This is a genomic window from Helicobacter sp. 23-1045 (assembly GCF_053654655.1).
The window spans coordinates 101,846-125,951 of record NZ_JBSIUR010000001.1 but is presented as its reverse complement, the minus strand read 5'-3'; the positions used below and the strand labels follow the sequence as shown (position 1 = coordinate 125,951).

The 24,106-nt window shown below is 37.9% G+C and carries 23 protein-coding genes; 18 read left to right on the top strand and 5 right to left on the bottom strand.

Annotation, left to right across the window (positions count from 1 at the left end; translation table 11 throughout):
- Positions 1–77: 77 nt before the first annotated feature.
- The 10 genes from ACWIUE_RS00745 to ACWIUE_RS00700 all read left to right on the top strand — a co-directional run bounded on the left by ACWIUE_RS00745 (position 78) and on the right by ACWIUE_RS00700 (position 9,380).
- Positions 78–221, top strand: a complete 144-nt coding sequence (locus ACWIUE_RS00745; protein ID WP_454133971.1) for a hypothetical protein — start codon at positions 78–80, stop codon at positions 219–221.
- 5 nt (positions 222–226) lie between these two features.
- On the top strand, positions 227–1,072 hold the full coding sequence (locus tag ACWIUE_RS00740; RefSeq protein ID WP_454133969.1) for a metallophosphoesterase family protein: 846 nt from the start codon (positions 227–229) through the stop codon (positions 1,070–1,072).
- Positions 1,073–1,249: 177 nt separating this feature from the next.
- A complete protein-coding gene (locus ACWIUE_RS00735; RefSeq protein ID WP_454133967.1) occupies positions 1,250–1,543 on the top strand; it encodes a hypothetical protein in 294 nt (97 codons plus the stop codon).
- The gene (locus tag ACWIUE_RS00730) at positions 1,498–2,028 is read left to right on the top strand and encodes a hypothetical protein (protein WP_454133965.1); all 531 of its coding nucleotides are present in this window, start codon (positions 1,498–1,500) and stop codon (positions 2,026–2,028) included. Before ACWIUE_RS00735 ends, ACWIUE_RS00730 begins: the two co-directional genes overlap by 46 nt.
- 22 nt (positions 2,029–2,050) lie before the next feature.
- The gene (locus ACWIUE_RS00725; protein WP_454133964.1) at positions 2,051–2,833 is read left to right on the top strand and encodes a hypothetical protein; all 783 of its coding nucleotides are present in this window, start codon (positions 2,051–2,053) and stop codon (positions 2,831–2,833) included.
- Positions 2,834–2,847: 14 nt separating this feature from the next.
- Positions 2,848–3,492, top strand: coding sequence for a hypothetical protein (locus ACWIUE_RS00720; protein WP_454133962.1), 645 nt, complete (start codon positions 2,848–2,850; stop codon positions 3,490–3,492).
- A gap of 3 nt (positions 3,493–3,495) precedes the next feature.
- Complete coding sequence (locus ACWIUE_RS00715) at positions 3,496–4,347, top strand: hypothetical protein (RefSeq protein ID WP_454133960.1); 852 nt, start codon at positions 3,496–3,498, stop codon at positions 4,345–4,347.
- Positions 4,319–5,842: a DUF262 domain-containing protein gene (locus ACWIUE_RS00710; protein WP_454133958.1), complete on the top strand. Its 1,524-nt coding sequence runs from the start codon at positions 4,319–4,321 to the stop codon at positions 5,840–5,842. The genes ACWIUE_RS00715 and ACWIUE_RS00710 overlap by 29 nt, the downstream gene beginning before the upstream one ends.
- Before the next feature lie 17 nt (positions 5,843–5,859).
- The gene (locus ACWIUE_RS00705) at positions 5,860–7,926 is read left to right on the top strand and encodes a DUF262 domain-containing protein (RefSeq protein ID WP_454133957.1); all 2,067 of its coding nucleotides are present in this window, start codon (positions 5,860–5,862) and stop codon (positions 7,924–7,926) included.
- A 14-nt stretch (positions 7,927–7,940) separates the two neighbouring features.
- Complete coding sequence (locus ACWIUE_RS00700; RefSeq protein WP_454133955.1) at positions 7,941–9,380, top strand: BspA family leucine-rich repeat surface protein; 1,440 nt, start codon at positions 7,941–7,943, stop codon at positions 9,378–9,380.
- A gap of 104 nt (positions 9,381–9,484) precedes the next feature.
- Here the strand turns inward: ACWIUE_RS00700 and ACWIUE_RS00695 are convergent, their stop codons facing one another.
- Both ACWIUE_RS00695 and ACWIUE_RS00690 read right to left on the bottom strand, forming a co-directional pair.
- The gene (locus tag ACWIUE_RS00695) at positions 9,485–11,605 is read right to left on the bottom strand and encodes an AAA family ATPase (RefSeq protein ID WP_454133953.1); all 2,121 of its coding nucleotides are present in this window, start codon (positions 11,603–11,605) and stop codon (positions 9,485–9,487) included.
- A gap of 285 nt (positions 11,606–11,890) precedes the next feature.
- Positions 11,891–12,364 carry a hypothetical protein gene (locus ACWIUE_RS00690; protein WP_454133951.1) on the bottom strand — a complete coding sequence of 158 codons (474 nt, stop codon included), beginning with the start codon at positions 12,362–12,364 and terminating at the stop codon, positions 11,891–11,893.
- 181 nt (positions 12,365–12,545) lie between these two features.
- Between ACWIUE_RS00690 and ACWIUE_RS00685 the strand changes: the two genes are divergently transcribed.
- Genes ACWIUE_RS00685 through ACWIUE_RS00675 form a run of 3 tightly spaced genes read left to right on the top strand, consistent with a single transcriptional unit; the run spans position 12,546 to position 15,180 of the window.
- Positions 12,546–14,171 (top strand): exo-alpha-sialidase, encoded by a 1,626-nt coding sequence (locus tag ACWIUE_RS00685; protein WP_454133949.1) that lies wholly within the window; start codon positions 12,546–12,548, stop codon positions 14,169–14,171.
- Positions 14,168–14,563: a hypothetical protein gene (locus ACWIUE_RS00680; protein ID WP_454133947.1), complete on the top strand. Its 396-nt coding sequence runs from the start codon at positions 14,168–14,170 to the stop codon at positions 14,561–14,563. The genes ACWIUE_RS00685 and ACWIUE_RS00680 overlap by 4 nt, the downstream gene beginning before the upstream one ends.
- Positions 14,560–15,180: a hypothetical protein gene (locus ACWIUE_RS00675; RefSeq protein ID WP_454133946.1), complete on the top strand. Its 621-nt coding sequence runs from the start codon at positions 14,560–14,562 to the stop codon at positions 15,178–15,180. The genes ACWIUE_RS00680 and ACWIUE_RS00675 overlap by 4 nt, the downstream gene beginning before the upstream one ends.
- On the opposite strand, the gene ACWIUE_RS00670 is transcribed toward ACWIUE_RS00675, so the two are convergent.
- From ACWIUE_RS00670 to ACWIUE_RS00660, 3 genes are read right to left on the bottom strand one after another with little or no spacing between them, the layout of a single operon-like run.
- Positions 15,154–15,522 (bottom strand): hypothetical protein, encoded by a 369-nt coding sequence (locus tag ACWIUE_RS00670; RefSeq protein ID WP_454133944.1) that lies wholly within the window; start codon positions 15,520–15,522, stop codon positions 15,154–15,156. The two genes, ACWIUE_RS00675 and ACWIUE_RS00670, sit on opposite strands and share 27 nt — an antisense overlap.
- A 44-nt stretch (positions 15,523–15,566) precedes the next feature.
- Positions 15,567–16,634, bottom strand: a complete 1,068-nt coding sequence (locus ACWIUE_RS00665; protein WP_454133942.1) for a tyrosine-type recombinase/integrase — start codon at positions 16,632–16,634, stop codon at positions 15,567–15,569.
- A 56-nt stretch (positions 16,635–16,690) separates the two neighbouring features.
- On the bottom strand, positions 16,691–16,972 hold the full coding sequence (locus ACWIUE_RS00660; RefSeq protein WP_454133941.1) for a hypothetical protein: 282 nt from the start codon (positions 16,970–16,972) through the stop codon (positions 16,691–16,693).
- Here ACWIUE_RS00660 and ACWIUE_RS00655 point away from each other — a divergent pair.
- The 5 genes from ACWIUE_RS00655 to ACWIUE_RS00635 all read left to right on the top strand — a co-directional run bounded on the left by ACWIUE_RS00655 (position 16,953) and on the right by ACWIUE_RS00635 (position 24,067).
- Positions 16,953–18,353, top strand: coding sequence for a TrkA C-terminal domain-containing protein (locus ACWIUE_RS00655; RefSeq protein ID WP_454133939.1), 1,401 nt, complete (start codon positions 16,953–16,955; stop codon positions 18,351–18,353). The two genes, ACWIUE_RS00660 and ACWIUE_RS00655, sit on opposite strands and share 20 nt — an antisense overlap.
- 76 nt (positions 18,354–18,429) lie before the next feature.
- A complete protein-coding gene (aroB, locus tag ACWIUE_RS00650) occupies positions 18,430–19,458 on the top strand; it encodes a 3-dehydroquinate synthase (protein WP_454133937.1) in 1,029 nt (342 codons plus the stop codon).
- Positions 19,455–21,068 carry a mechanosensitive ion channel domain-containing protein gene (locus tag ACWIUE_RS00645; RefSeq protein ID WP_454133935.1) on the top strand — a complete coding sequence of 538 codons (1,614 nt, stop codon included), beginning with the start codon at positions 19,455–19,457 and terminating at the stop codon, positions 21,066–21,068. The genes aroB and ACWIUE_RS00645 overlap by 4 nt, the downstream gene beginning before the upstream one ends.
- A gap of 10 nt (positions 21,069–21,078) precedes the next feature.
- Entirely contained in the window at positions 21,079–22,374 is a 1,296-nt protein-coding gene (gene mtaB, locus ACWIUE_RS00640; protein ID WP_454133933.1) for a tRNA (N(6)-L-threonylcarbamoyladenosine(37)-C(2))-methylthiotransferase MtaB, read from the top strand.
- Positions 22,361–24,067, top strand: coding sequence for an AAA family ATPase (locus ACWIUE_RS00635; protein WP_454133931.1), 1,707 nt, complete (start codon positions 22,361–22,363; stop codon positions 24,065–24,067). Before mtaB ends, ACWIUE_RS00635 begins: the two co-directional genes overlap by 14 nt.
- Positions 24,068–24,106: the final 39 nt, after the last annotated feature.

Below are 24,106 nucleotides of genomic sequence, written 5' to 3'. Positions count from 1 at the left end.
AAATGATAATATTTAGCAAAGTTATAAAATTTAATAGAATGTTTTTAGACGCAAAGTCTTTTAATTAAAATTTGGATTTGTGGGATATTAGTAGCGCAAAGAGTTTTAGGCGAAGTTCATATAAGAAGCGCGAATTATATCGCCTAAAATCCCCATTTACTGATATGTTTAAAGATTCAGCAATGGAAAATAATCTACCAAAATGGTTTAAAAAGGCGTAGTTAAAATGCACAATCCCACAATCTATCTCTTTGGCGATACGCACGGCATAGTGGATATTGAAAAAGTCTTTTTTATTGACGAATCTTACAAAAAAGGTGATTTTATCGTAGTATGCGGGGATTTTGGTGTGCTGTGGAGCGATGAAATCGATAGCAATGAATCTATTTTGATGAGAGAATTTGCAAAGCTACCCTGCACTCTGCTCTTTATTGACGGCAACCACGAGAATTTTAATCGCCTAACTAAACTCCCCAAACGCAAGAAATTTGGCGGAATCGTGGGCGAATATATCAAAGATAAATGCTATCATTTAAGGCGTGGGGAGATTTATCAAATCGCAGGGCGCAATATTTTCACAATGGGCGGGGCAAAAAGCATTGACATTGCTGAAAGAGTGCGCAATATTTCGTGGTGGGATGGCGAAAATATCACACAATCACAAATGAAATATGCCCTGCAAAATTTGGCGCGATTTAGGGATAAAATCGACATTGTCATCACTCACACTTGCCCAAAGTGCTTTTTGCCACACATTGATAAGCATTTGAGATTGGACTTTAAAATCGATGATGAAAATTGCGTGTGGTTGGAGATTTTGGCGCAAAAAATCGCCCTAAATCAAAGCGGAAAAATCGAGTGGTTTTTTGGGCATTGGCATAGTGATTTGGATTTTAAAGTTGAAATCGATTCTCCTTTAAATTTGCACGAATCTGCGTTTGATTCACGCGAATCTAACACAGATTTGCCAAAAGATTTGCCACAAACACTAACCATAAATGCGCATTTATTATATGAGGAAACTTACATTGTGGGGAGTGAGAGTGGCAGAGCGGAGATTGTGATAAGGTAAAATTTTCGTGCGAATCTACACAAAAATTTTTCACGCGAATCCGCATTTTTTTTCAAAAAAAACAAAAATGGACAAAAATCTGTCCGCAAAATATGTTGTAATTTCATTGTTAGTTTTTAGATTCGTTTGTAAATCAACTTGCTTACGAATCAGCAATTTTTTAAAAAAGGACAGGCAATGAAAATCACATCACAAAACCGCGCAAAATTAGCGCAATTAAGCACAAAAATCACGCAAATCAAAGCAAAATTAGGCAAAGCGTTAGATTTGATAGATACTTCGTTGCCTAAAAAAGCGTGGATTTTGGCGTACAAAAAAGGCTACAAATTCGCACAAATCTTGCAAGTCGCACGATATGAGCGCGATTTGCTAAAAAATAATATCGCACTAAATTGCATTTTTGATTTAAGCGATGAGTGTGATTTTTGCGTGATAGAGGCATTTTCAAGCGATACAATGATGATAAATTAAGCGAAGTGATTTTTGATAAAACGCTTTTGATAGCAAAGATTCGCGCTACAAAAATCATCTTTGTCGCACAAAATGGCGTAGCGAAATATTTGAGCGAAAACAATCTAATCCAAATCTTTGCAAATGATTTGACAAAAAGCACACATTATTTGCTTCATTCGCTGATTCATAGTGTGAGTTTGGAGGCGTTTGGCAAATTTAAAAACGCGAATCTTAAAAGCGATTCAAACGAATCTGCCACGCAGATTTGCGCCATAAAAGATTTGCAAGATTTATACGAAATCGCAAAGCCACACGAGATGACGCTAAAAGTGTGGTGTAATCGCAAATGCTATGGGTTTGCGAATCTAAAAGAATTTTTAGCAGAGCTGTCAAATCCGCTTTTTAGGGATAGTTTGGCAAAAATAGGCATTTTGGATTCGGCACTAAAAGCGTATTTTTCATTTTTAGATTCGCAAGTTTTTAGCGCGAATCAAGCGCAATAAATCAAAAAAATGGAGGTGCAAAATGGACAATAAATCTAAAAAGAAAAATCCAGCAGAACTCGAACCGCACGAGTTTATACACGGTATGATGCACATTAAAATATATAGTTGCGATAATGATGAGTGGCGCAGATATTGGCAGATTTGGAAGCTATGTGAGAATATGAATCGTCCGCTAATTGAATCGCATTTTGATGAAAATGGCAAAGAATCCATTGCAAATCCTTGCCATAAATCTATCATAAAATTTCCTATATTTTTGCTAAATTGCTATCGGCTTTGGATAGCAGAGCGCGAAAATGTGAGCGATATTTTGGCAAAGATTCCACATAAGGCGGATAATTTGCTTGAATATATGTGGTATAGCGAATCTAACAAACACGCATTTTTGCTTAGCTACCGCGATAAAAACGACTACAAAGATTTTATCGAAACTATGTTTTATTATCGTGTGCTTTTTGATTGTTTTGTGATTCGTGGCAAAATGAGTGCGATTGTCGGCGGATGGCAACTTATGGAATTAGCAAAAATGCAAAGTGAGCTAAAATACAAATGCGACAAAAATGGCTGGGGTTATCGGTGGTTATGGACTTTTCTTTATCATCTGCGATTGGAGCGTGGCATTATAAAGCCAAATAGCGTTTTGGAATTTGCCACTTATGAAAATCTATCATATCCCCGTGCGAATCTAATAAAATTTATGAAAAATATCATCGCAAATATAAGCGATGAAGTCGAGCATAAATGTGTGCGATTTTTATTGCGCCTAAATAGTGATAATTTTTTAAGCGAATCGTGTAATTAAAATGGGAGGCAAAAATGACAAAAAAGCGAAAAATGACAATAGGCGGATTTCATAGGCGGAATGAATATTCTAGTTTTGGCACTATTGAATTGGCGCAAAGTTTTGATTTGAGTGAATGCGAATTAAAAGATTTGCTAGACAAAATCAAAGTAGCCTTTGAGACAAATCCAAAAGCAAAATATCATATCGACAATATCAAAATCATAGTCGCAAAGGAACACAAAGAATATAATGGCAAAAAATATACCGCCACTAAATATATCATCACAAAAGGGGCGAAACAAATATGGATAGTGATATTACTAGGCATTTGTTTTGGGCAAATGCGAACTTATTGGGAGCTATGGCGATATTTATTATGGACAGCAATCCTTATGCCTACGCAAAAAGATGATGAGAGCAAGTTTGGGACATTTATGAAGCAAGTTTTGGCTCCAAATTTTATATTTAGATTAGATGATTGTGCGCGGGATTTGGGTATTAGCGAAAATATCACAAACTTACTTCAAGCCATAGAATTTTGGTTTGATGATAATTTTGAAAAGTCGTGCGTATTTAAAGGCAATGCTATTTGTGAAAAATTCGCAGAGTTTGTGTATAAAAAAGTTTGCTTTGAGATTGAGGAAACAACAAAAATAAATACCAAAACAAAAGGATAAACAATGACAAACCAAATACTAATGACAAAAATCAAAGAGCAAATCACACAAGCGCAATGCGACAAACAAAAAGCGCAATCCAAAGTCGATAAAATCAATAAAGAGTTAGATTCGCTTAAACTTGAAAAAAGAGAGTTTTTTGAAAATATCCGCGATAATCTTTCAATGGGAAATTTTTGGTGGAATTTCTATAAAGATAAAAATATTAGTGTAAGAATAGATTATATAGGTTGCATAGAAAATACAAACGATATAAAGGCGATTTTGGCAAAGCAGGAAAAAACACACGATAAATATCGCAAACTATATGATTCGCTAAATCTCATACAATACAATCTAACTCTACTTGATAATAATATCGCGCAAGATTATGCGTTTGATTTGGCTAATGATGAGGATTTTGGGATTATTTTAGCACTGTTTAAGCGATACAATAAAGATTCGCTAAATGATGAAATCTTTGATAAAACTTATCCTATCGCAAAAAAGCGCAAAGTCAAAATCACCTTTACCACACGCAAATGCAGGGGCAGGTTAGCACATTATCGTTTTAATCAAAACGACATAGAAATATTTACCAAAAAAGAATTTGCAGATTCTATATATAGATTGGCACGAACTCTACTTCACGAGCTGATTCATAGTATAAGTGCAGGTGCGCTACAAGGCAATGCAAAATATTTGCAACTTCTCACGCCAAAGCAAACCCAACTACTAAAAAACATAAAATCCATATATAGACAAGCTTACGCACTTGCCAAAAAAGATGAATTGCAAGGATTTGGCGTTTTGGAATCGCTGATGGAAAAATACTATGAGTTTTTAGATGAGTATAGCAATACAAATGATATATAGGCGCGAATCTGCGAATTTTAAAAAAAATGTGGTGCGAATCTTAAAAAAATATGATAGAATTGCAGTTTTAAAATTTATATTAAAGGGAGCAAATATGGTAGAAACTTGCGTTTTAACGCTTGGTGAGTTGATTGACAAAGATTTAGGTAATGAAAAATTTAAAAAATTTTCTAATGAAATGCAAACTTTGTTAAAAAGTGGCGAGAGCTCAGCATATCAGCTTACAATCCCATTTTATCAACGCGCTTATGTGTGGAGCGAGGATATGGTAAAGATTATGCTTGAGGATATAGATGAGCAAAGAAAAGAGGGCAAAAACTATCTTTTGGGTAGTTTGATTGTCCATATCGAGGGCAACGAATTTAATATAGTCGATGGACAACAAAGGCTTACGACTTTGGATTTGGTTTTAAAATACTTAGATTCGTCAAAAGCGTTGTTTGGCGATGATGACAATAAGGCTGGCAGTATAAATGGCAGGGAAATTGCAGAAAAAGAAAAAGAAGAAAATCAAAATAGTCAAACTAATGCAAAAACACCGCAAACACCAAAAGGAAAAGCAAATGAAGCTATCAAAAATTGGTTCAATGGCGGAGACAAAAATAGCTTTTTGACATATCTAAAAAACAATATAGAATTTGTTTGCGTTTTTACAGATAGCATTGATGATGCCTTTATATTTTTTGATAGCGCAAACGCCAAAGGCAAACGCCTTGAAAGTTATGATTTAATCAAGGCATATCATTTAAGAGCATTAGAGGACACTTGTAAGGATAAGATTCCGCATTATGCAAGATTTTTTGAAAATCTTGCGACAAGGGGAGATGATTTAAATATCCTTATAAACCGTGTGCTAAAACTTGCGAGAGAGTGGATAATGAAACACAAACAAAATGAAAACATAGAGGAAACTATGAAAATTTATAATGAATTTTGCAAAGAGATTCCACAGCGATTTAGAAAAGATGAGCCAAATCCAACGCAAAATTCACTAGGAATCTTGCAAAATTTTATGGGTGGGGTTGATTTCTTTGAATATCTTAAAGAATTTGATACACATTATAAAAGAATGAAAGATTTTAGGCTTTATGCGGAATTGAATGGATTAAAAGATAAAGGTGGCTTTGACTATGCTCTAAAACTCTATCTTATGTCAAGTCTTATTTACCTAAATAAATTTCCAAATGGCAAGATTGATTATATGTTACGCCTTATCGCAAGGGCGGTGTTTAGTGTGAGAATAAGCGAACAATCTCTTAAATATACAATAACAGAGAAGTATGGCATAAGGCTTTTACCTTTGATTTACTATGCAAGTTATGAGCAAGAACTTGAATATAAATTAAATGATTTTATCGAAACGGAACTTGCCAATGAAGCAAAAGAAAGCGATAACACTAAATTTAAAAAAGAAGCGGAATACCTTGCTGTAATGCAAGAGGAATACAAAAAATATGGCATTACAGCACATATACCAAAAAAATCCACAAAATAAAAATAAAGGAGAGCAAAATGAAAAATAATGCAGAAAAGAAAACGATAGAGCAGATTCAAACATATCGCTTTGAGATTCCACCATATCAAAGGCTTTATGCGTGGGGCGAGATAGAAATTAACACATTGCTTGATGATATGAAAAATGCGTGGAAGCCAAACTATTCAAAAAATAGCGATGATAAAACCACAAAAGACACAATAAAAAACGAAAATAAAGAGTATTTCATCGGCAATATCACTACAAGTGTGGATAAAGATGATAAAAATAAATTTGTGCTTATCGATGGACAGCAAAGGCTTACTACGCTTTGGTTTATGGGGTTTTACCTTGCAAGTCAAAATTGCCCAAATTGGAAAGATTTTATTATGCAGGGCGATGACTTGCGAATCGCTATGCCTATACGAGATAACGAGGAAAATGCGCTCAAAGAACTTGCAAGAAAAATTGCTGATTTTAAAGGCGAAAATAACGATAAGAAAAATGAAAAACTTTTTAGTTTCCCCCAAAGCAATATCAACGAAAAAATTAAAAAAGCTTTTGAGTGCATAGAATCGTGGTTTGAGCAAAATATTGGCAAAGATAATATAGAAAAATTTGCAGAATATATTTATACAAAAGTTTGCTTTGTTTTTGTAGCTTTGGCGAAAAAAACGGATTTAAATCGCTTCTTTGTGCGAATGAATAATCGTGGAGTGCAACTTGAAAAACACGAGATTTTAAAAGCGCGAATCTTAGATAAAATAAAAGGCAATGACAATGACGATGAATGGAAAAAATACGCCAAAATTTGGGATTTGTGTAGTGATATGGATAAATACATTTTTCAAAGTAGTGAAAGTGAAACATATCAAGTCGAATCTATCATTGATTTTCCTACATTTTTGTTGCATTGCTATAAACTTTGGGTTGTGGGACAAGAAAACGAAAAAATGCCACAAGACTTTCAAATAAGCAAAGATAAACTTTTAGATATGATAAAGCCAAATGAATGGAACAGCAACAAAGCTGAATGTTTTATCGAATCTATGCTCCGCTATCGTGTGCTTTTTGATAGTTTTGTGATTAAATTTACCGCTAAAACCGATAAAGATATAAACGATAAAGAAAGTTCGTATAAAATCAAACGATTAGGCTCTGATGGCAAATATATCGTTGATTCAGGTTTGAAAGATTTGGAAATGGTGCAAAATTATTTGCGTGTAGCACGGCGTGGGACAAATCAAAATTACGAGCATTGGCTAACGAACTTTTTGTGTTTTTTGATTGATAGTAAAGATGAACAAGAAATTAACGAAATCAAAAATTTTGGCATTATGAGCAACTTTTTGCAATACAATAATGAAATAAAAAATGAATTAACCCCGCCACAATGTCTTATAAAACAAAAAGACGATTCAAACAACTCAAAACAGCCAAATCTATTAGAAATAAAACTTATAGGACATTTAGAAAAAGTGGATACTAAACAGATTCACAATGTGAATCTAAAAGAGTATTATAGAGATGAGAATTTTACAATCGATGAATCTTTTTTAACAAAATATCTATCAAATGGCACAACAACGCCGCATTATTGGTTTTATCGCTTGGAGTATTATTTGTGGAAATGGGGCAAATATGCACCAGAAAAACTTGGTGATTTTAATAAAACAATAGGGGATTATACATTTGACTTAAACAAAGATAAATGCGTTTTAAACTCAAAATATTTTCATTTTAGAATGTTAGGTTCAATAGAGCATTTTAGCGCAATGGAACGCGAAATTAAGAGACAAAATGAATGGAATCTTAATATATTTGGCAATCTTGCGCTCATAAGCCAAAATTTAAATTCATCTTTATCAAACAAATTAGAAGAATTTAAAAAAGACAAAGTTATTGGACAGCTTAAACGAGGCAGATTAGAAAGTCTAAAATATTTCATAATGTGTGCAAATCTAAATAAAGATGAAGGGGCAGAGGAATATGAATGGACAGAAAAAGATGCGACAACACACCAAAATCAAATGATTGACATTCTAATCAAATCGCTAAGTTTAAATCCAAACGATTCAAAAGATTCGCAAGATTCAAAGCAATAAAAGGAATCTTAACTATGCAATTTCACCCCGCGACTTATGAGGAATTAGCCGAATTAGTCAAAGATGAGCGGATTCATTTAGGCGACATTGACACTTCGCGCGTTGAAAATATGCGGTGGCTTTTTTGCGATTCAAAGCGCAAGGATTTTAGCGGGATTGAAGGCTGGGATACGAGCAATGTAAAAAATATGGTTGGTATGTTTCGCAATGCCATTTATTTCAACGCCGACATAAGCGGGTGGGATACTTCAAAAGTGTGGAATATGGATTATATGTTTAGCTTTGCAAAGCGATTCAATCAGCCCATAGGCAAGTGGGATACTTCTGGTGCTACGATGATGGAGGGTATGTTTGAGGGCGCGTATAGCTTCAATCAACCGCTAAATGATTGGAATGTCTCAAATGTGTGGTGTATAAATTGGATATTTTCAGGCGCAAGAAAATTCAATCAGCCACTTGACAAATGGGATATGAGTAGCATAAAAAATAAGGCTTGTGGTTGCTATCAAATATCAAACTTTTTCACAGGCGCACAAAGTTTTTGTCAAAATATTGATTCGTGGGATTTGAGCTGGGAGTGCTACTATATGCTTGAATGTAGCCCTTTGATGAAAAATCCGCCACGCTGGATTCGCGCAAAATTTGATGAGCTATACAATGCAAATATTGGCAAATATCAACCCAAAACGCGCGAAGAGTTGTCATTTTTGTGCGCCTTTGAGATAATACATTTGGGCGATATTGATACTTCGGCTATTGATGATATGATGCTAATTTTTAGCCACACATACCGCAAGGATTTTAGCGGGATTGAAAGCTGGGATACTAGCAAAGTCAAAAGTATGGATTCGATGTTTTGTGGCGCAAAGCATTTCAACGCCGATATTAGCGGGTGGAATGTCGCAAATGTGGAGAATATAAGCAGTATGTTTATGAGTGCAAGGCTCTTTAATGCGGATATTAGTCGCTGGAATGTCTCACGCGTGAGGGATTTTAGCCGTGCTTTTGATGGTGCATTGCGATTTAATCACAATTTAGATTCGTGGGCTGTGGATACGGAGGCGATTTTGGCAAATTGCGCTGATTGCGATAAGCCGTTTCATTTTGCATTTTTTGAATCGCCCCTACAACAAAATCCGCCCAAATGGTATTTGCCATATATTGATTCGCTATTCGATAAAAAAGCGCGAAAATATATCCCCAAAAATGATGATGAATTATATGATTTAGTCGCGTTTGAGCGCGTGAATCTGGGCGAAATTGATACTTCAAAAGTCAATGATATGCAATTCCTTGATACGCCATTAGAGCGGCGCAGGGATTTTAGCGGGATTGAAAAATGGCATATCGATAAAAAATGTAGAGTTAGCAGATGGGCATTTCGCAACACACCACTAAAAGACAATCCACCCAAATGGTTTGTAGATAAAATAAAGGCGCAAGATTCGCAGTAAGATTGTGGTAGATTCGTGTGAAACAAAAATATAATATATTGGCAAATCAAGTGCAAATCCAAATCATAAATTCACGCCACAAAAGTGTGAATCTAAATACAATTTTATCTCAAAAATCCCACTCCACCATTTGCACCAAAAGCACTACCTTCGCGCAAATCTTTGACTTTGACTTCATCGCAAAGTCGCGCATAAAAATCACGCGCATTTTTTATCGGGCTAAATTTATGCTGTCGTTTTACCGCAGCAAAGTCGCCCGGTGCTAGACATTCCAACCTTGCTACCAAATCTCTCACGCTAGATTCGCACTTCAATCCCAAAATCGCGCATTCTTTTTTAAATAGATTCACGCGTTGCGCACAATCTAATGCTTTAAATTCGACTTTTAAATCAAATCTACGCAATGCGGCTTTGTCGATATTATCCATTAGATTCGTGGTAGCGATGAAAATCCCATTAAATTTTTCCATTTGCAAGAGCATTTCATTGACTTTTGTTTGCTCCCAGCTTTGACGCGCAAGTTTTCTATCACGCAAAAAGCTATCCACCTCATCAAAGACAAGCACGGCTTTTTTGGCTTGTGCTTCTTTGAATGCTTTGGCGATATTTTTCTCTGTCATTCCCACCCACATTGATTCCAAATCGCTCACAGCTTTGATAATGCAAGGGCGTTTGAGTGTTTTTGCGATAAATTGCGCGTAGGCACTTTTGCCCGTCCCGCTTAATCCATAAAGGCAGATTCGCGCATTTGGATTCGCACTCAAACCTTCCGCTATGCGCGAAATATCGCAATCCGCGTTAATAAAATCAACCGAATAACTTTTTGGCAAATCGATTTTAGAATCCTTGCTTTTTTTGGATTTTTTGATAGGCTCGTGTCCTTGCGCTTTAAGCGTGTTATTGACTAACATTAAGAAATTTTTTGAAAAATCCCCTTGCAACACAGAGCTAACTTCATTTGCGCGATTTATGAGCGCGGGTGCGAGATTTGGCGATTTTTGCGCTAATTTCAAAGTCTTTTTGTCTAATTTTTCACCGCAGATTTTATTTAGCATTGCTTTGCGGACGCTCTTTTTAGGCGCATTCATCGCTACGACAAAGTCAAATCGGCGAATTAGCGCACTATCCACATTATAAATCTTATTTGTAATCCAAATAGTCGGCACGGGATTTGATTCGAGCATTTCGTTAAAAAACGCTTTGTTTTTAAATCTACCTTTATCGCAGTTTAAAATATCCTCCACTTCATCATAAAGCAAAATATCTTTGTTTGCGTCCAAAAAGCGTTGCGCTAAAAGATATGAACCGATTCGCGCTTCGCCATCTTGGGCGTCTCCATCGCTATCATTTACGCGGACTTTGAATAGATTTGCGCTGATATTTTTGGCGATGATTTTGGCAAATTCGCTTTTGCCCGTCCCCGGTGTCCCATAAAGCAAAATATTCACACCTTTTTTGCGTGAATCTTTGGCAAATCGCAAATAGCAAAGTAGCGAATCCAGCTCTTTGATATGCGTGTAATCGCTTGAATCTAATCTAGATTCACCGCAAGGGATAACAAAATTGCGCGTTAGCTCATTTTTACTTCTATGCTCACTTAGCAAAATATTGATAAAATCCCCGCTTTCAAATTCCAACGCAAGACTTATGGATTTGCGATAAGAGCGGATAATTTCAAGTTGTCGCAAAATACCCTCATCGCTAAGGGCATTTATAATCTTATCATAAGAAAATCCTAGCAACTGACTGATAATAAGCGCGGATTCACGGCGTCCTACATTACCAAACGCTTCCAAAAAATCCCTAAATTCCCTAACTTCTGTCGCAATCGCAGTGATATTCACCAAAGCAAACTCCGCATCATTTAAATGCAAAGTATCCGCTAAAATGTGCAAATTGTCATTTAGCGTTTTGTGAAAACCGATTTTTCCTTGCTTTTCTTTTTTTAATAGCAAATCCAACTCGACTTTGCAAAATGCAAGGATTTCATTTTTGTATTTTTCTTTGTTTTTGCTCTTTGCATAAGTCTCGTGCAAGGGGCAAATTTTGCGAAACCCCATAAAATCAGAGATTTCATCATAATCATAGGGCTGTCTAGCCATATAAGACATAAAACGCGTAAATCCATCTAACTCTACCAAAAATTTAAGCATATAAATTTTTGCTTTGCTTTTTAGGTAAAGTTGCTCATCGCTGATGATTTTTTGAACTTGATTTGCTCTCATTTTCAATCCCCTTTCAAAGTTAAAATTACAAATGAAATTACTCCATAAAAAATGGACAAAAAGTTGTCCTGCCGAATCGCTTTTTAGATTCGACTCTCAATCGCTTTTAGATTCGACAGCAAAAATGTGCGAATCTTTTGCAAAAAATATGCAAATCTTACGCGAATCGTTTGCAAGTTTTACCACCTCTCACACAAGCAAAGGCAATTAAATCTTGCGCCGAGTTCGATAAGTAGCTAAATAACATTCAATTCTCCCCCCATTCGGGGGAGTGGCGATTATGCTTTATATGGAATTTTCTAGCGATACATTTATCTTGTATAGCAAATCTTTGTTTGCATTGATAGATTCAAGCACTTTTGGCATAAACTCGCTAAACTCTTCGCACTCAATGACTCCGACAGAATCCATATAGACATAATGTTCGCTTGATAGCGAAATCTTAAATCCTTTTTGGTGCAAATCATTACTTGCTGATTGTAGCTTATCGCTCGTGCTTGCGGTTGAATCGTCTGCTTTAAATAGCACGATTCCGCTCCACCAGCACTCATCAAAATACCCCACAAGTATCCCAAAATGATACTTTGAATGCGCTTCAAAATGGATTGCTATGCAATCATCAACTCTTTGGACTTCGCACAAATAATCATTGCAAACCATTTCAATATCCCTTTGCATAAGCGATAGGCGAATGTCCGCTGTTAATTCTTCGATTTGCTCTAACGATTCATTTATACTAACTACGCTACTTTTTGTCATAATGACCTCCATAAAAATAATGTCAATCAAACAAAAACAAGTTTTATGTTTGATTGCAACGGGACTATAATTCGCGCTAAAATTTATACCTTTTATAATAAATATTTAAAAGTTTTGCGACAAATTTGCTAAAATTACGGTTTTAAAAAATGCGAAGGGATTGAAAGGTTTGCGAAATTTAATGCGAGTTTTAATGCGCAAAATAATGCGTGGTTTAAGTGGATTTGTGATTTTTATAGCGATTTTATGCGTGGCGATTGTAGTTTTTGTAAAGCAAAATGCGCCAAAATATGTGCCATTTATAGAATCTAGCGCAGAATCTTGTCATTTTGAGCGTAGCGAAAAATCTCAAAATCTCGCAGAATCTAGCGTGAATTTATTTGAGTCAAACGAAAAATCGCAGAATCTTGCAAAATCAAACGCAGAATCGCAGAATCTCGCACGGGGGGGGGCAGAATATAAGATAAAATCAAAAATCTCCTCCCTTGCAAAGAATAAGTCTCAATCTCTCCCCCTCCCTTGCGGAGGGGGACAAAGGGGGTGGGTTAATTCGCAAAAAAATAGTAGCGCGAAATTTTCAAATAATGACTTTACCCACCCCCTGCACCACCCTAGCGCAAGGGAGGGGGGATTTTTGCGTGAATCCTCCACAAAGATGGGAGGACAAAACGCAGATTTTGCGAATCGCAAAAATTTTCATAATCTCGCTAAATCTCATCTCGTCTTGCCAAATGCCACAAACAGCGCGCACAGCAGTTCGCTTTTAGACTTGGGCGAGAAAATAATGGCGGTGTATTTTGCGGGGAGCAAAGAGGGGGCGAGTGATGTGAAGATTATGTCGCATTTCATCGACAAGCAAACCTTGCAATCCTCCCCACAGCGCGCGATTTTGGACGCTAAAATGCTTTCAATAATGGCGCAAAAATTCATCAAAAAGCTAGGCAATCCCGTGATTTTTAGGGATAAAAATGGGCGCATTCATCTTTTTGTAGTGGGCGTTAGTCTCGGTGGGTGGGCGACTTCAAAGATTTATCATTTGCAATTTGGAGAAAATTTGCAAACGCTAGAATTTAGAAGTGAGCTAAAATTAGGACTTTTGGCAAATTTCTCGCATTTGGTGCGGACACCGCCCCTATTGCTTGAAAATGGCGGATTTATGTTGCCGATTTATTATGAGCTTGGGGCGAAATACGCGTTGGTGGCGTTTTTTGATGAGAATGCGAATTTCACGCACGCAAAGCGCATAAACGCGCTAAAAAATCAACTTCAACCAACGATTATCGCGCTAGATTCGCGCAAATGTCTTGCATTTTTTCGCAATCACAAGGCGCATAAAAATGCAAGTTTTTTGCAAGAGTGCGATGATTTTGGCGCGAAATGGAGTGCGCCAAGTGCGACAAACTTAATGGGGTGGGACGATTCACCCGTGCTTGTGAGCTATAAAAATCCGCAAAATATTCGCAGAATCTTACTTCTTTACAACGATGGCAAAATGCTTGAAAATGGCGAGTGGTTGGGCAATTCTCGTGCGAGTTTGGGGCTGTATCTTTTGAGTGATTTTGCGAATTTTTCGCATTTGCAAAATATCGATAAAACAGAGCAATCTTATCCCCACGAAGTGAGCTATCCATCCGCGCTCATCGACAAAAACTACCTTTTTATCGCCTACACGCACAATCGCAAAAATATTAAAATTAAGCGAATTAATTTGGTAGATTTGGAGAGAAAAATATCAGATTTTATGATTTTAGATTCTGCGAAAGGCAACAAAAACGCAGAATCTAGCACGAAAAAGGTGAATAAATGAGTGAAATATTGTTATTAGATTCTGCGAATCGCGCTTCAATTTGTCGTATGGTTGTTTCGCTACGCTCACAAATCCTGCGGATTGAGCGAAGCGAAGTATCTCATTTTAGATTCTGCGATTCTGCGATTTTGTCGCCTAATTTCAATTCAAAATCTCTTATTTTTTCGCAAAAAGGGCTGCACCCCCCTACCCCGCTCCCCCCTACGCGCCAAAAAGCAGCCGCTTTTTCGCTTTTAGGGGGGAGAGCCTCGCTTAATCCGCTTCTAGCAAAAAATCGGCGGGTGGCACTACTGCACCCTTTGCTCCCGATTTTTTGCACCACGAAGCGGGCGAGATTAAGGGTGCTTCGCACGAATCTTTTTAATGTTAAGGGCGTTAGGGGTGAAAGATGATTAGCATAAATTTATTATTTTTAAGTGCGTTTGTATTTTTAGGCAACGCCATTTTTAGGCGACACAACACCGCAAAATACGCCACCATCGCATCGCTAATGATTTTCATAAATCTACCCATATTTTTCGTGCTGTGGGATTTTTACTCACTTGTAATGCTATTTTTCTCGCTCTTTGGGGAGGCGAGTTTATTTTGCGCCCTTTTATGTGCTACATTTATTTTGCAAAATTTAGCAAAAAATATCAGCGGATTTTGCGAGATTTACGCCAAATTCTGTAATTGTGGATTTTGCGATTGTGGATTTTGCGATTCAAATAACGCCAAAATATCGCAAAATCTAATCATTTTCATTTTTTCACTCACGCTATTTTTAGGGCAGTTTGATGTAATCGCATTTGATTTTTCGCGCAATCTAGCACCTTGCGCGGTTTTTATCAGCGCATTTATAATCGCACTTTATTTTGCAAATAAATTCATAGCCGCGTCCGCCCTTGCCGCATTTCTTTTTGGTGGCGAAATTTTCGCGCTATTTGATGGATATTTGCTAATTTATAGTTGCTTTTATTGCGCGATTTGGGGGATAAAATCGCTAGATTCTGCGATTCGCAGAATCTAAACGCAGAATCTCGCAACGACAAAAAGAATAACGCAGATTCTGCGAATCTATCGCCAAAACACTTTTTAAGTTCATTTCTTTTTCGCAAAAGGGCTGCACTCCGCTCCCGCTCCCCCCGACTATTAAATTGTGTCCCCAAAAGCTGCCGCTTTTCGCTTTTAGGGGGAGAGCCTCGCTTTCTCCGCTTCTAGCAAAAAATCGGCGGGTGGCACTACTGCACCCTTGCTCCCGATTTTTTGCACCACGAAGCGGGCGAGTTTTGGGTGCTTCGCACGATTGATTTTTATTAGATTCTGCGATTCGCAGAATCTTACACAATATCGCAGAATCTCGCAACGACAAAAAAATAACGCAGATTCTGCGATAAAACGCATATTTCGCAGAATCTAATCCGGCATAATGCTCGTTGTCTTTTGCAGTCGCGAGATATCAAAATGCGTATAAATCCGCGAGGTGGCGATACTTGCGTGTCCTAACGCCTCTTGCACCAAAATCAAATCCAAACTTTTTTGATACAGCAAAGTCGCAAAACTATGGCGAAGCATATGCGCGCCATTTTTTTCCTTTCTAATCCCTGCAAAACTTAGCACCTTCTCCACCACGCGACTAATGTATGCTTGTGTCAGCATTTTGTCCTTAAAATTGCAAAAAATTAAGTCATTTTTCAACAGCATCGCATTTTTCTGCTCTAACCACGCATTTAATAATTCCTCAATATGTCGCCTAAAAATCATCACAACGCGCGGTTTATTCCCCTTGCCACGCACTTGCAAGATATAATATTCATCCTTTGGCGCAATGTCTTTTATTTTTAGGTTTAGTGCCTCGCTTACGCGAATGCCGGTGTATAAAATGAGTTTCAAAATCAGGCGATTGCGATTTGTGATTTTCGCGCTAAATGGGAACTCATCAATCGCACTAATAAACTTCTCCACCTCGCCCTCGCTCATAAAAGATGGCAGTTTTTCGATACTTTTGCTACGAATATCGCCGATATTTTTTAGCTCGATATTGAAAATATAGCTTTTCCCCTCGCTATCCTCGTTATTTTTATCGATAAATGCAAAAAACCCAATGATTGCAATGCGATAGTTTTTTTTGCTCGCATTGCTTAGCGCGGCGCACTCCACAGCGATAAAATCGCGCAGTTTTTCCTCGTCAATCTCTTTCATACTCGCAAATCCAAAATCTTGCAGGTAGATAAAGAGTTTTATTAGCGGATTTGCATAAGTGTTTATGCCGATAAGTCCTATGTTGCGGACTTTTTTGGATAGCTCTTTTAAATCCGCGATATTTTTTATCCCAAAGCGAAGTTGCTTTAAAATCTCATTTAAAACCGCCCTATCTTTCACATTTCGCGAACTTAAAGAGGTGATTTTAAAATGCAAAAATCGCTCAATCCAAAATAGCAAATTCGCCTCAAAACTGCTCTCTTCGTCCAAATTATATCGCATCGCCCTACCCTTTTGCTAATTTCGCAGAATCTGCCTTTTTTCGCAGAAATCGCTCGTCATTGCGAGATTCTGCGTTTCACGCAGAATCGTGGCAATCCAAAATTTGATTCGTGGATTGCTTCGTTGTTTTCGCTTCGCTCAAACTGCCTCGCAATGACGGCGTAAATCGCAGAATCTGCCCTAAAAATTTTAGATTCTACACAAAAAGCGATATTTTTGTAAATATTTTTATATAATTTCGCTTTTAATACGGCAAGGCAAAATAAAAAGATGGCAAAGGCAAATAAATAAGGCAAATCAAAAGGTGGCAAAGGTAAAATGAAAAGCGTTCTAATCATCGCTGAGGGCGGTGTGGCAAAGATTTTTTTAGAATTTTTGGCAGAAAAATATCAAAGCAATAATAATTACACGATTATCTCAAATGACAGCGAGATTTTGGCGTTTGGCGATAGATTTCACATTTTACGAGCGGAGATTACCTCATCATTTTTTTTAACGCCCTTAATCTCGCATAAAATTCACAGCATTTTTGTCATCACGCAAAATCCCGCAAAGAGCAACGAAGTCTGCCACATTATCCGCCAAAATGCCAAAGAAATCCCAATCGTAGTCTTTTTAAAGCAAAAGGCAAATCTATCGCAGAATCTGCATAATGACGCAAATATCAGCATTGTTTCAAGTGACTTTTTAAGTGCAAAGTCGCTAATCCAGCAAATGCCAAATATCCCCGTAATCGCGCGGGGATTTGGGTTAAATAAAGGCGAGATTATGCAAATTGGCGTCCCCTTTGGCAGTCCATATTCACACACTAGCGTGGGCTCGATTTTGCAAAAGGGGTGGAGCATTGCGGGGATTTATCGGGGATTTAATTTTTTATTGCCAAAAGATAGCACCATAATTCTCCCAAATGACAGCATTTTGGCGGTGGGCGAACCGCGAATCTTAAATAAAATCTATAAACGCATAAATAACAACAAGCATAGCTTCCCAGCACCCTTTGGGCGGGATATTTTCACCTATATCGACTTTCGAATCTGCGATAAAGATGAGATTAAAGGCATAATCGCTGACGCGCTATTTTTACATAAAAAAATCAAAAATGATAATCTAATAATAAACATTCTAAATCCAAGCGATATTGCGGAGTTACGCGAGATTCTGCGCCTTCAAAGCGATAATATTTTTGTAAAAATCGAATATGCAAAAATAAATATCGCACAAAAAATCGCCCTAGATTCTGCGAAAAAAATGGGCTTAATCATCGCTCCAAGCGCGATTTTTAAAAGCAAGGGCAATCGCAAAATTTTATTCAAAGCAAATCGCCCCATTCTAAAAGTCGGCAAAGTGCGATTAGAAAATATCGCAAAATCGCTCACAATCACCGCAGATTCAGCGCAAAATATCGCTTATAATATTGTGGATTTTAGCGCACAGCTCAACTTAAACATTATGCTTTATGAGTTTCAAATCGATGGTGAGTTTAACGAAAATTTGGCGCAATATTATCGCAATCTCTGCAAGGTGCTACACAAAGAGATTTGCTTTGAGCGGACAAATGCGACAAATCCGCTATTTTGGATTTATAAAACGCAGATTCTGCAATTTATCCCGCTTGAAATTGATATATTGAAATCGCGCTTTTCGTGGATTTTAGAGAAAAATGCGAATTATCTCTCGCTTCTAATTCACAAAAATCCGCAGATTTTACTGCCGATATAAGCAAAAAAATTATACAATTATGAAATTTTTAAAGGCGAATTTAGATAAAGGTAAGTTTAAAAAAAGGCGAATCGTAATGAAAAAAATAGAAATAGATTTAGGCGCAAATTCTTATGCTGTTTGCTTTGGCGATGATTTTAAGATTGCGGGTTACAAAAAAGTGCTAATTGTCTCAAATCCAAAGGTTTTTGCCCTGCACGGCGCGAATCTTTTGGCGCGAATAAACGCTGATGAAGTCTTTGTGGCGACAATAAAGGACGGCGAAAAGTATAAAAATTTGCAAAGTGTGAATGACATTTTAGAAAACGCATTTATCCACAAAATGGATAGAAAATCGCTAATAATCGGCTTTGGCGGGGGCGTGATAACGGATATGGCGGGATTTGCGGCGGGGATTTTTATGCGTGGGATTGATTTTATAAATATCCCAACCACGCTTTTAGCGCAAGTTGATGCAAGTGTGGGCGGGAAAACAGGCGTAAATAACGACTTTGGCAAAAATCTAATCGGGCTTTTTTATCAGCCAAAGGCAGTTTTTATCAATGCAAAATATTTGGATTCGCTATCAGTGCGCGAGATTCGCGCTGGGATTGCAGAGATTATCAAAATCGCTGTTTGCTTTGACAAAGAATTTTTTGAGTGGTTGGAGGGCGCGAATCTACTTGAAAACCGCGATGATTTAAAAAAAGCGATTTATAAATCAGTGGCGATAAAAGCGCGAATCGTGGCGCAAGATGAAAGAGAAGGCGGGATTCGCGCTGGGCTAAATTATGGGCATACTTTTGGGCATATCATCGAATTGCTTGGCAAATACAGGGAGTTTTTGCACGGCGAAGCGGTTGCGCTTGGCATAATCAAAGCAAATGCGTTGGCGGTGAAATTAGGTGCGATTACTAGCGATGAAGCGAATCGTATCCAAAATCTAATCGCAAAAAATGGACTGCCGATTTCTTACGCTGTGAGCGATAAAAATGACTTTTTTGCAAAATTTTATTTGGATAAAAAAAGCCAAAATAGCATTTTGCGATTTGTCCTGCCAGACGGCATTGGCGATATGCAAATCATCGAAAATCCCCCAAAAGAAACCATTTTGGAGATATTATGAAAAAAATTGTTGCTTTTTTGGCTTTTGCGTTAGCAAATCTCACACTTTTTGGCGCGGATTTGGCAAATCTAAATGCGCAGATTCAAAGCAATGCGTGGATTGCAAAGTATAAAAATTACAATGAATACAATCAAATTTTGCGTGAAACTTCGCGCCTTAAAAATCAGCTAGATTCGCTTAACAAATCCGCCGAATCCAAAGACTTTGCAAAAATAGATGATTTGGAGCAACGACTTCACACACTAGAACGGCAAGAAGAATTGCTTCGAACCTACAAAGATGAGCCATATAAAGAGCTTTTAAAAGATATTAGCGAAACGCCAAAGATTACGAATCCATTCTTAATTCAAAGCGGATATTCTTATATCAAAAATCTAAACGCGCAACTGCAAAATATTGAAGCAAATTACGCGAATTTGCAAAATTTATTAGATTTATTAGATGAAAAAATCGCCATTTTGCAAACGCTACAAAACGCAGAATCTGATCTAAAAAACGCCCAAATTATGAAATCTGAGCTAGATTCTGCGAAAAAAGTGCTAGAACTTTATAGCGATATTTTTAAGAAAAATGCCACTGAAAATATCGCAAAAGTAAATGACGCAATCCGCGCGGAGGCGTTGAAGTTGCTTTATATCACCCTTGCAATCGCGCTTATTTCGGCAATCTCATTTGCCATAAAATTTATCCTAAAACTTTATGCCCGCTCACACGAAGATTCACACAGCTCCTATGCGATAAATAAAATCATAAATGTTATAAATATCTCGCTAATTATCTTAATCTCGCTTTTTGCATACATTGAAAATGTCGCCTATATCATCGCAATCATCGGTTTTGTGTCGGCTGGATTTGCCATTGCGATGAAGGATTGGTTTATGAGCTTTTTTGGCTATATGGTGATTATGGGCGGTGGAATGGTAAAATCTGGCGATAGGATTCGCGTGGTAAAAGACGGCGTTACTTATGTAGGCGATGTGATTGATATTTCAATGCTACGAATTACGCTCTATGAAGATGTAACCTACACCACTTATAGCGAAAATCGCCGTGCAGGGCGAATCATCTTTATCCCAAACAATCTCATCTTTACCACAATGTTTGCAAACTATTCGCACGAAAATATGAAAACCGCGTGGGATGGCGTAGATATTACCATCACTTTTAAAAGCAACTACAAAAAAGCCCTGCGCCTAGCCTCTCAAATCGCCAAAAAATATTCAAGCGGATACACCGAATCCACGCGCCGAAATTTAAATCTGCTAAAAGTCAAATATTCTTTGCGCGATATGAATGTAGAGCCAAGAGTCTTCAGTTTTATAGTGCCAAATGGCATAAAGATTTCTGTGTGGTTTCAAACAAACGCCTATGCGACTTTAATGCTAAATTCGCTAATTTCAGGCGAACTCATCGAAGCATTTACGCGCGAAAATGACATTGAGATTTCTTATCCTACAACTACGATTGTGCCAAAAGAGAGGGATTTGGGGATTTTGGATTTGGGCGTGGATTCGCGTTTAAATTCGAGTGCGAATCTAAAAAGTGCGAATCGTATTTTAGCAGATGGCAAAATCCCGCAAGATTCGGCGAATCACGATTCGACAAATTGAGGTGCGCAAAATGCAAAAAATCTTTTTTAAAACCTTTGGTTGCAGGACAAATATTTATGATACGCAAGTGATGATTTCGCAACTTTTAAGCTCGAAAAGCGCAGAATCTAGCAAATCCTTTGAAATTAGCGAAAGTGAGAGCGAAGCAGATATTATTGTGATAAACTCTTGCACCGTTACAAATAACGCCGATAAATCCCTAAGAGAGTATGTTTCGCAGATTCGCAAACAAAACAAAAAGATTTTTTTTACAGGTTGCGCTTTGGATAGCGTGGGGCGCACACTTTTTGACAAAGGCGCGATTTTTGGGGCGTTTGGGCATAGCGAAAAAGGGCAGATTCAAACGCTACTAAAATCGCAAAATCCATTTTTTGCGCCAAATGATTTAAGCGCGGTTGATAATGTCGCACTAAAAACGCTCACAGGGCGCACCCGCGCATTTATCAAAGTGCAAGAGGGCTGCGATTTTAAATGCTCATATTGCATTATCCCGCAGGTGCGTGGCAAAGCGCGGAGTTTAAATCGCAATTTGATTTTGGAGCAGATTCGCGCTCTTACAAATCAAGGCATTAGTGAATTTGTGTTAAGCGGGACAAATTTGGGGAGTTATGGCAAGGATTTGGATTCGCGTGATTCGCTACCCAAACTCATAAGCGATATTGCAGAGATTAAGGGCGTTAAGCGCATTCGGCTAGGCAGTTTAGAGCCTTCGCAAATAAATAGCGCGTTTTTAGAGATTTTGGAAATGCCAATTTTAGAGCGACATTTGCATATTGCAATCCAACACACAGATAACGAAATGCTACGCCTTATGAATCGCGCCAACCGCTTTGAAAAGGATTTGCAACTCTTTGAATCCATCGCAAAAAAGGGCTTTGCTTTGGGGACAGATTTTATCGTAGCGCACCCAAATGAGAGCGATAGCGTCTTTGAATCCGCGCTAAAAAAGCTAGAATCTATGCCACTTACGCATATTCATTGCTTCATCTTTTCGCCTAGAAGTGGGACAAAATCAGCCTTAATGCCAAATGATACGCCAAAAATTGTCGCAAAAGAGCGATTAAAGCGCGTGGTAGATTTGATTCAAGCTAAAAATTTTGCATTTAGATTCGCAAAGGCAAAAACGCGCGAATCGCTAAATATTTTGGTTGAATCCAAAAAGGGCGATTATTTTTATGGTTTTGATGAATTTTTCAACAAAATGGCGATTAAAACCTCCGCAGATTCAGGCGCGAATCTATCGCACTCGTGGATAGAAATAAGCGATTATCAAACAAAGGAAGAGCTAAATTATGCAGAAATCTAAAAGTCTTATAATTATTTTTTGTGGCGTTATTTTGGTGGCGATTTTAAGCGCGGTGCTTGTTTTGCGCGATAATACAAGCATTATTGATATGGAGGAATTTTCGCGCATTGTAAGCGATTCACAGGATTTTAGCGTAATGATTGATGAGAGTTACATTTATCTAAATGACGGCGCAAAAAAGCACAAAATCGCCCGTGCGCTGGTAGATTTGAGCGCGTATCCCAATCTAATCGTCCGCGTGAAAAATAATAGTGGATTTAACAACATTTTAAGCGACATAGGCATTTTGGTGATTGTCCTGCTAGGAATCGCCGTGCTTGTAAATGCCCTCTCACGCACGATAAAGCGAAATAATGCAGATTCAAAGCAGATTCGCCAAAATTTGACGCAGGATTTGAATCGCGAAGCAAACGCGAATTCTTTTGCAAATCCCATTGCAAACCCCACAATTATCGCGGATAATTCGCCAAATATTACCTTTGATGACATAGCTGGGATTAAGGAAGTCAAAGATGATTTGTTAGAAATTATCGATTATTTGAAATTGCCTAAAAAATACCAAGACAAAGGCATAGCCTTGCCAAAAGGCATTTTGCTGATAGGACCGCCCGGCGTGGGAAAAACGATGATTGCAAAGGCGATTGCAAATGAAGCAAAAGTGCCGTTTTTTTATCAAAGTGGCAGTTCGTTTGCACAAATCTATGTAGGCGTGGGTGCAAAACGCGTCCGTGAGCTATTTTACCAAGCGAAACGGCAAAGTCCTAGCATTATTTTTATCGATGAGATTGACGCTGTGGGCAAAGCGCGTGGGGAGCATAGAAATGATGAGCGCGAAACCACGCTAAATCAGCTACTTACCGAAATGGACGGCTTTGTGGATAGCAGTGGTGTGATTGTCGTGGGTGCTACGAATCGCGTAGAGATTTTGGATAGCGCGTTGCTTCGTTCAGGGCGATTTGATAGGCGAATCTACATTGATTTGCCAGACTTTGAAGAGCGCGTAAAAATTATCGAGCTGTATTTGCGCGGGAAAAATCATAGTGTCAATATCAACGAAGTGGCAAAAATGAGCGTGGGATTTAGCGGTGCGGCGTTAGCGTCATTAGTCAATGAAGCGAGTTTAAATGCTTTGCGACGCGGTGCTGAGACAATCACAAATGATGATTTTTTCGCATCGCAGAGCAAAATCGAAGGTGGCATTAAAAAACAGCTCACTTTAAGCGCGGAGGAAAAAAATATTCTCTCACTCTATCAAGCTGCAAAGGCGTTGTGTGCGTATTGGTGCGAAATGGAGTTTGACAAAGTGTCGCTTTTGGGCGATGGAATCAAAAATGCCGATAAAAATCTACGCTCCAAAACGGACTTGCTAAACCAAATCAAAGTCGCTCTAAGTGGCAATGTCGTGCTAAATATGAATGTCGGCGAAGTTTATACGAATTGCAAAGATGACATACAAATCGCCAAAATCATCGCCACTGAAATGTGCGAGGATTACGGAATGGGAGAGCGAATGCTAATTAGCGGGGAGGATATTTTAGAGATTTTAAACGCCGTCCAAGATGAGCTAAAAATCTTTTTCACAAGCTCTAAAAATGCGCTTTTGGAGGCGCAAAAATTGCTATTAGAAAATGAAAAAATCACAAAATATGAAATCAGCGCGATTTTTAAAAAATCGCTAGATTCGTTGCAATAGCGGTGCTTGGCGTGGTGTAAGCGATGGGCGAAAGTTTGC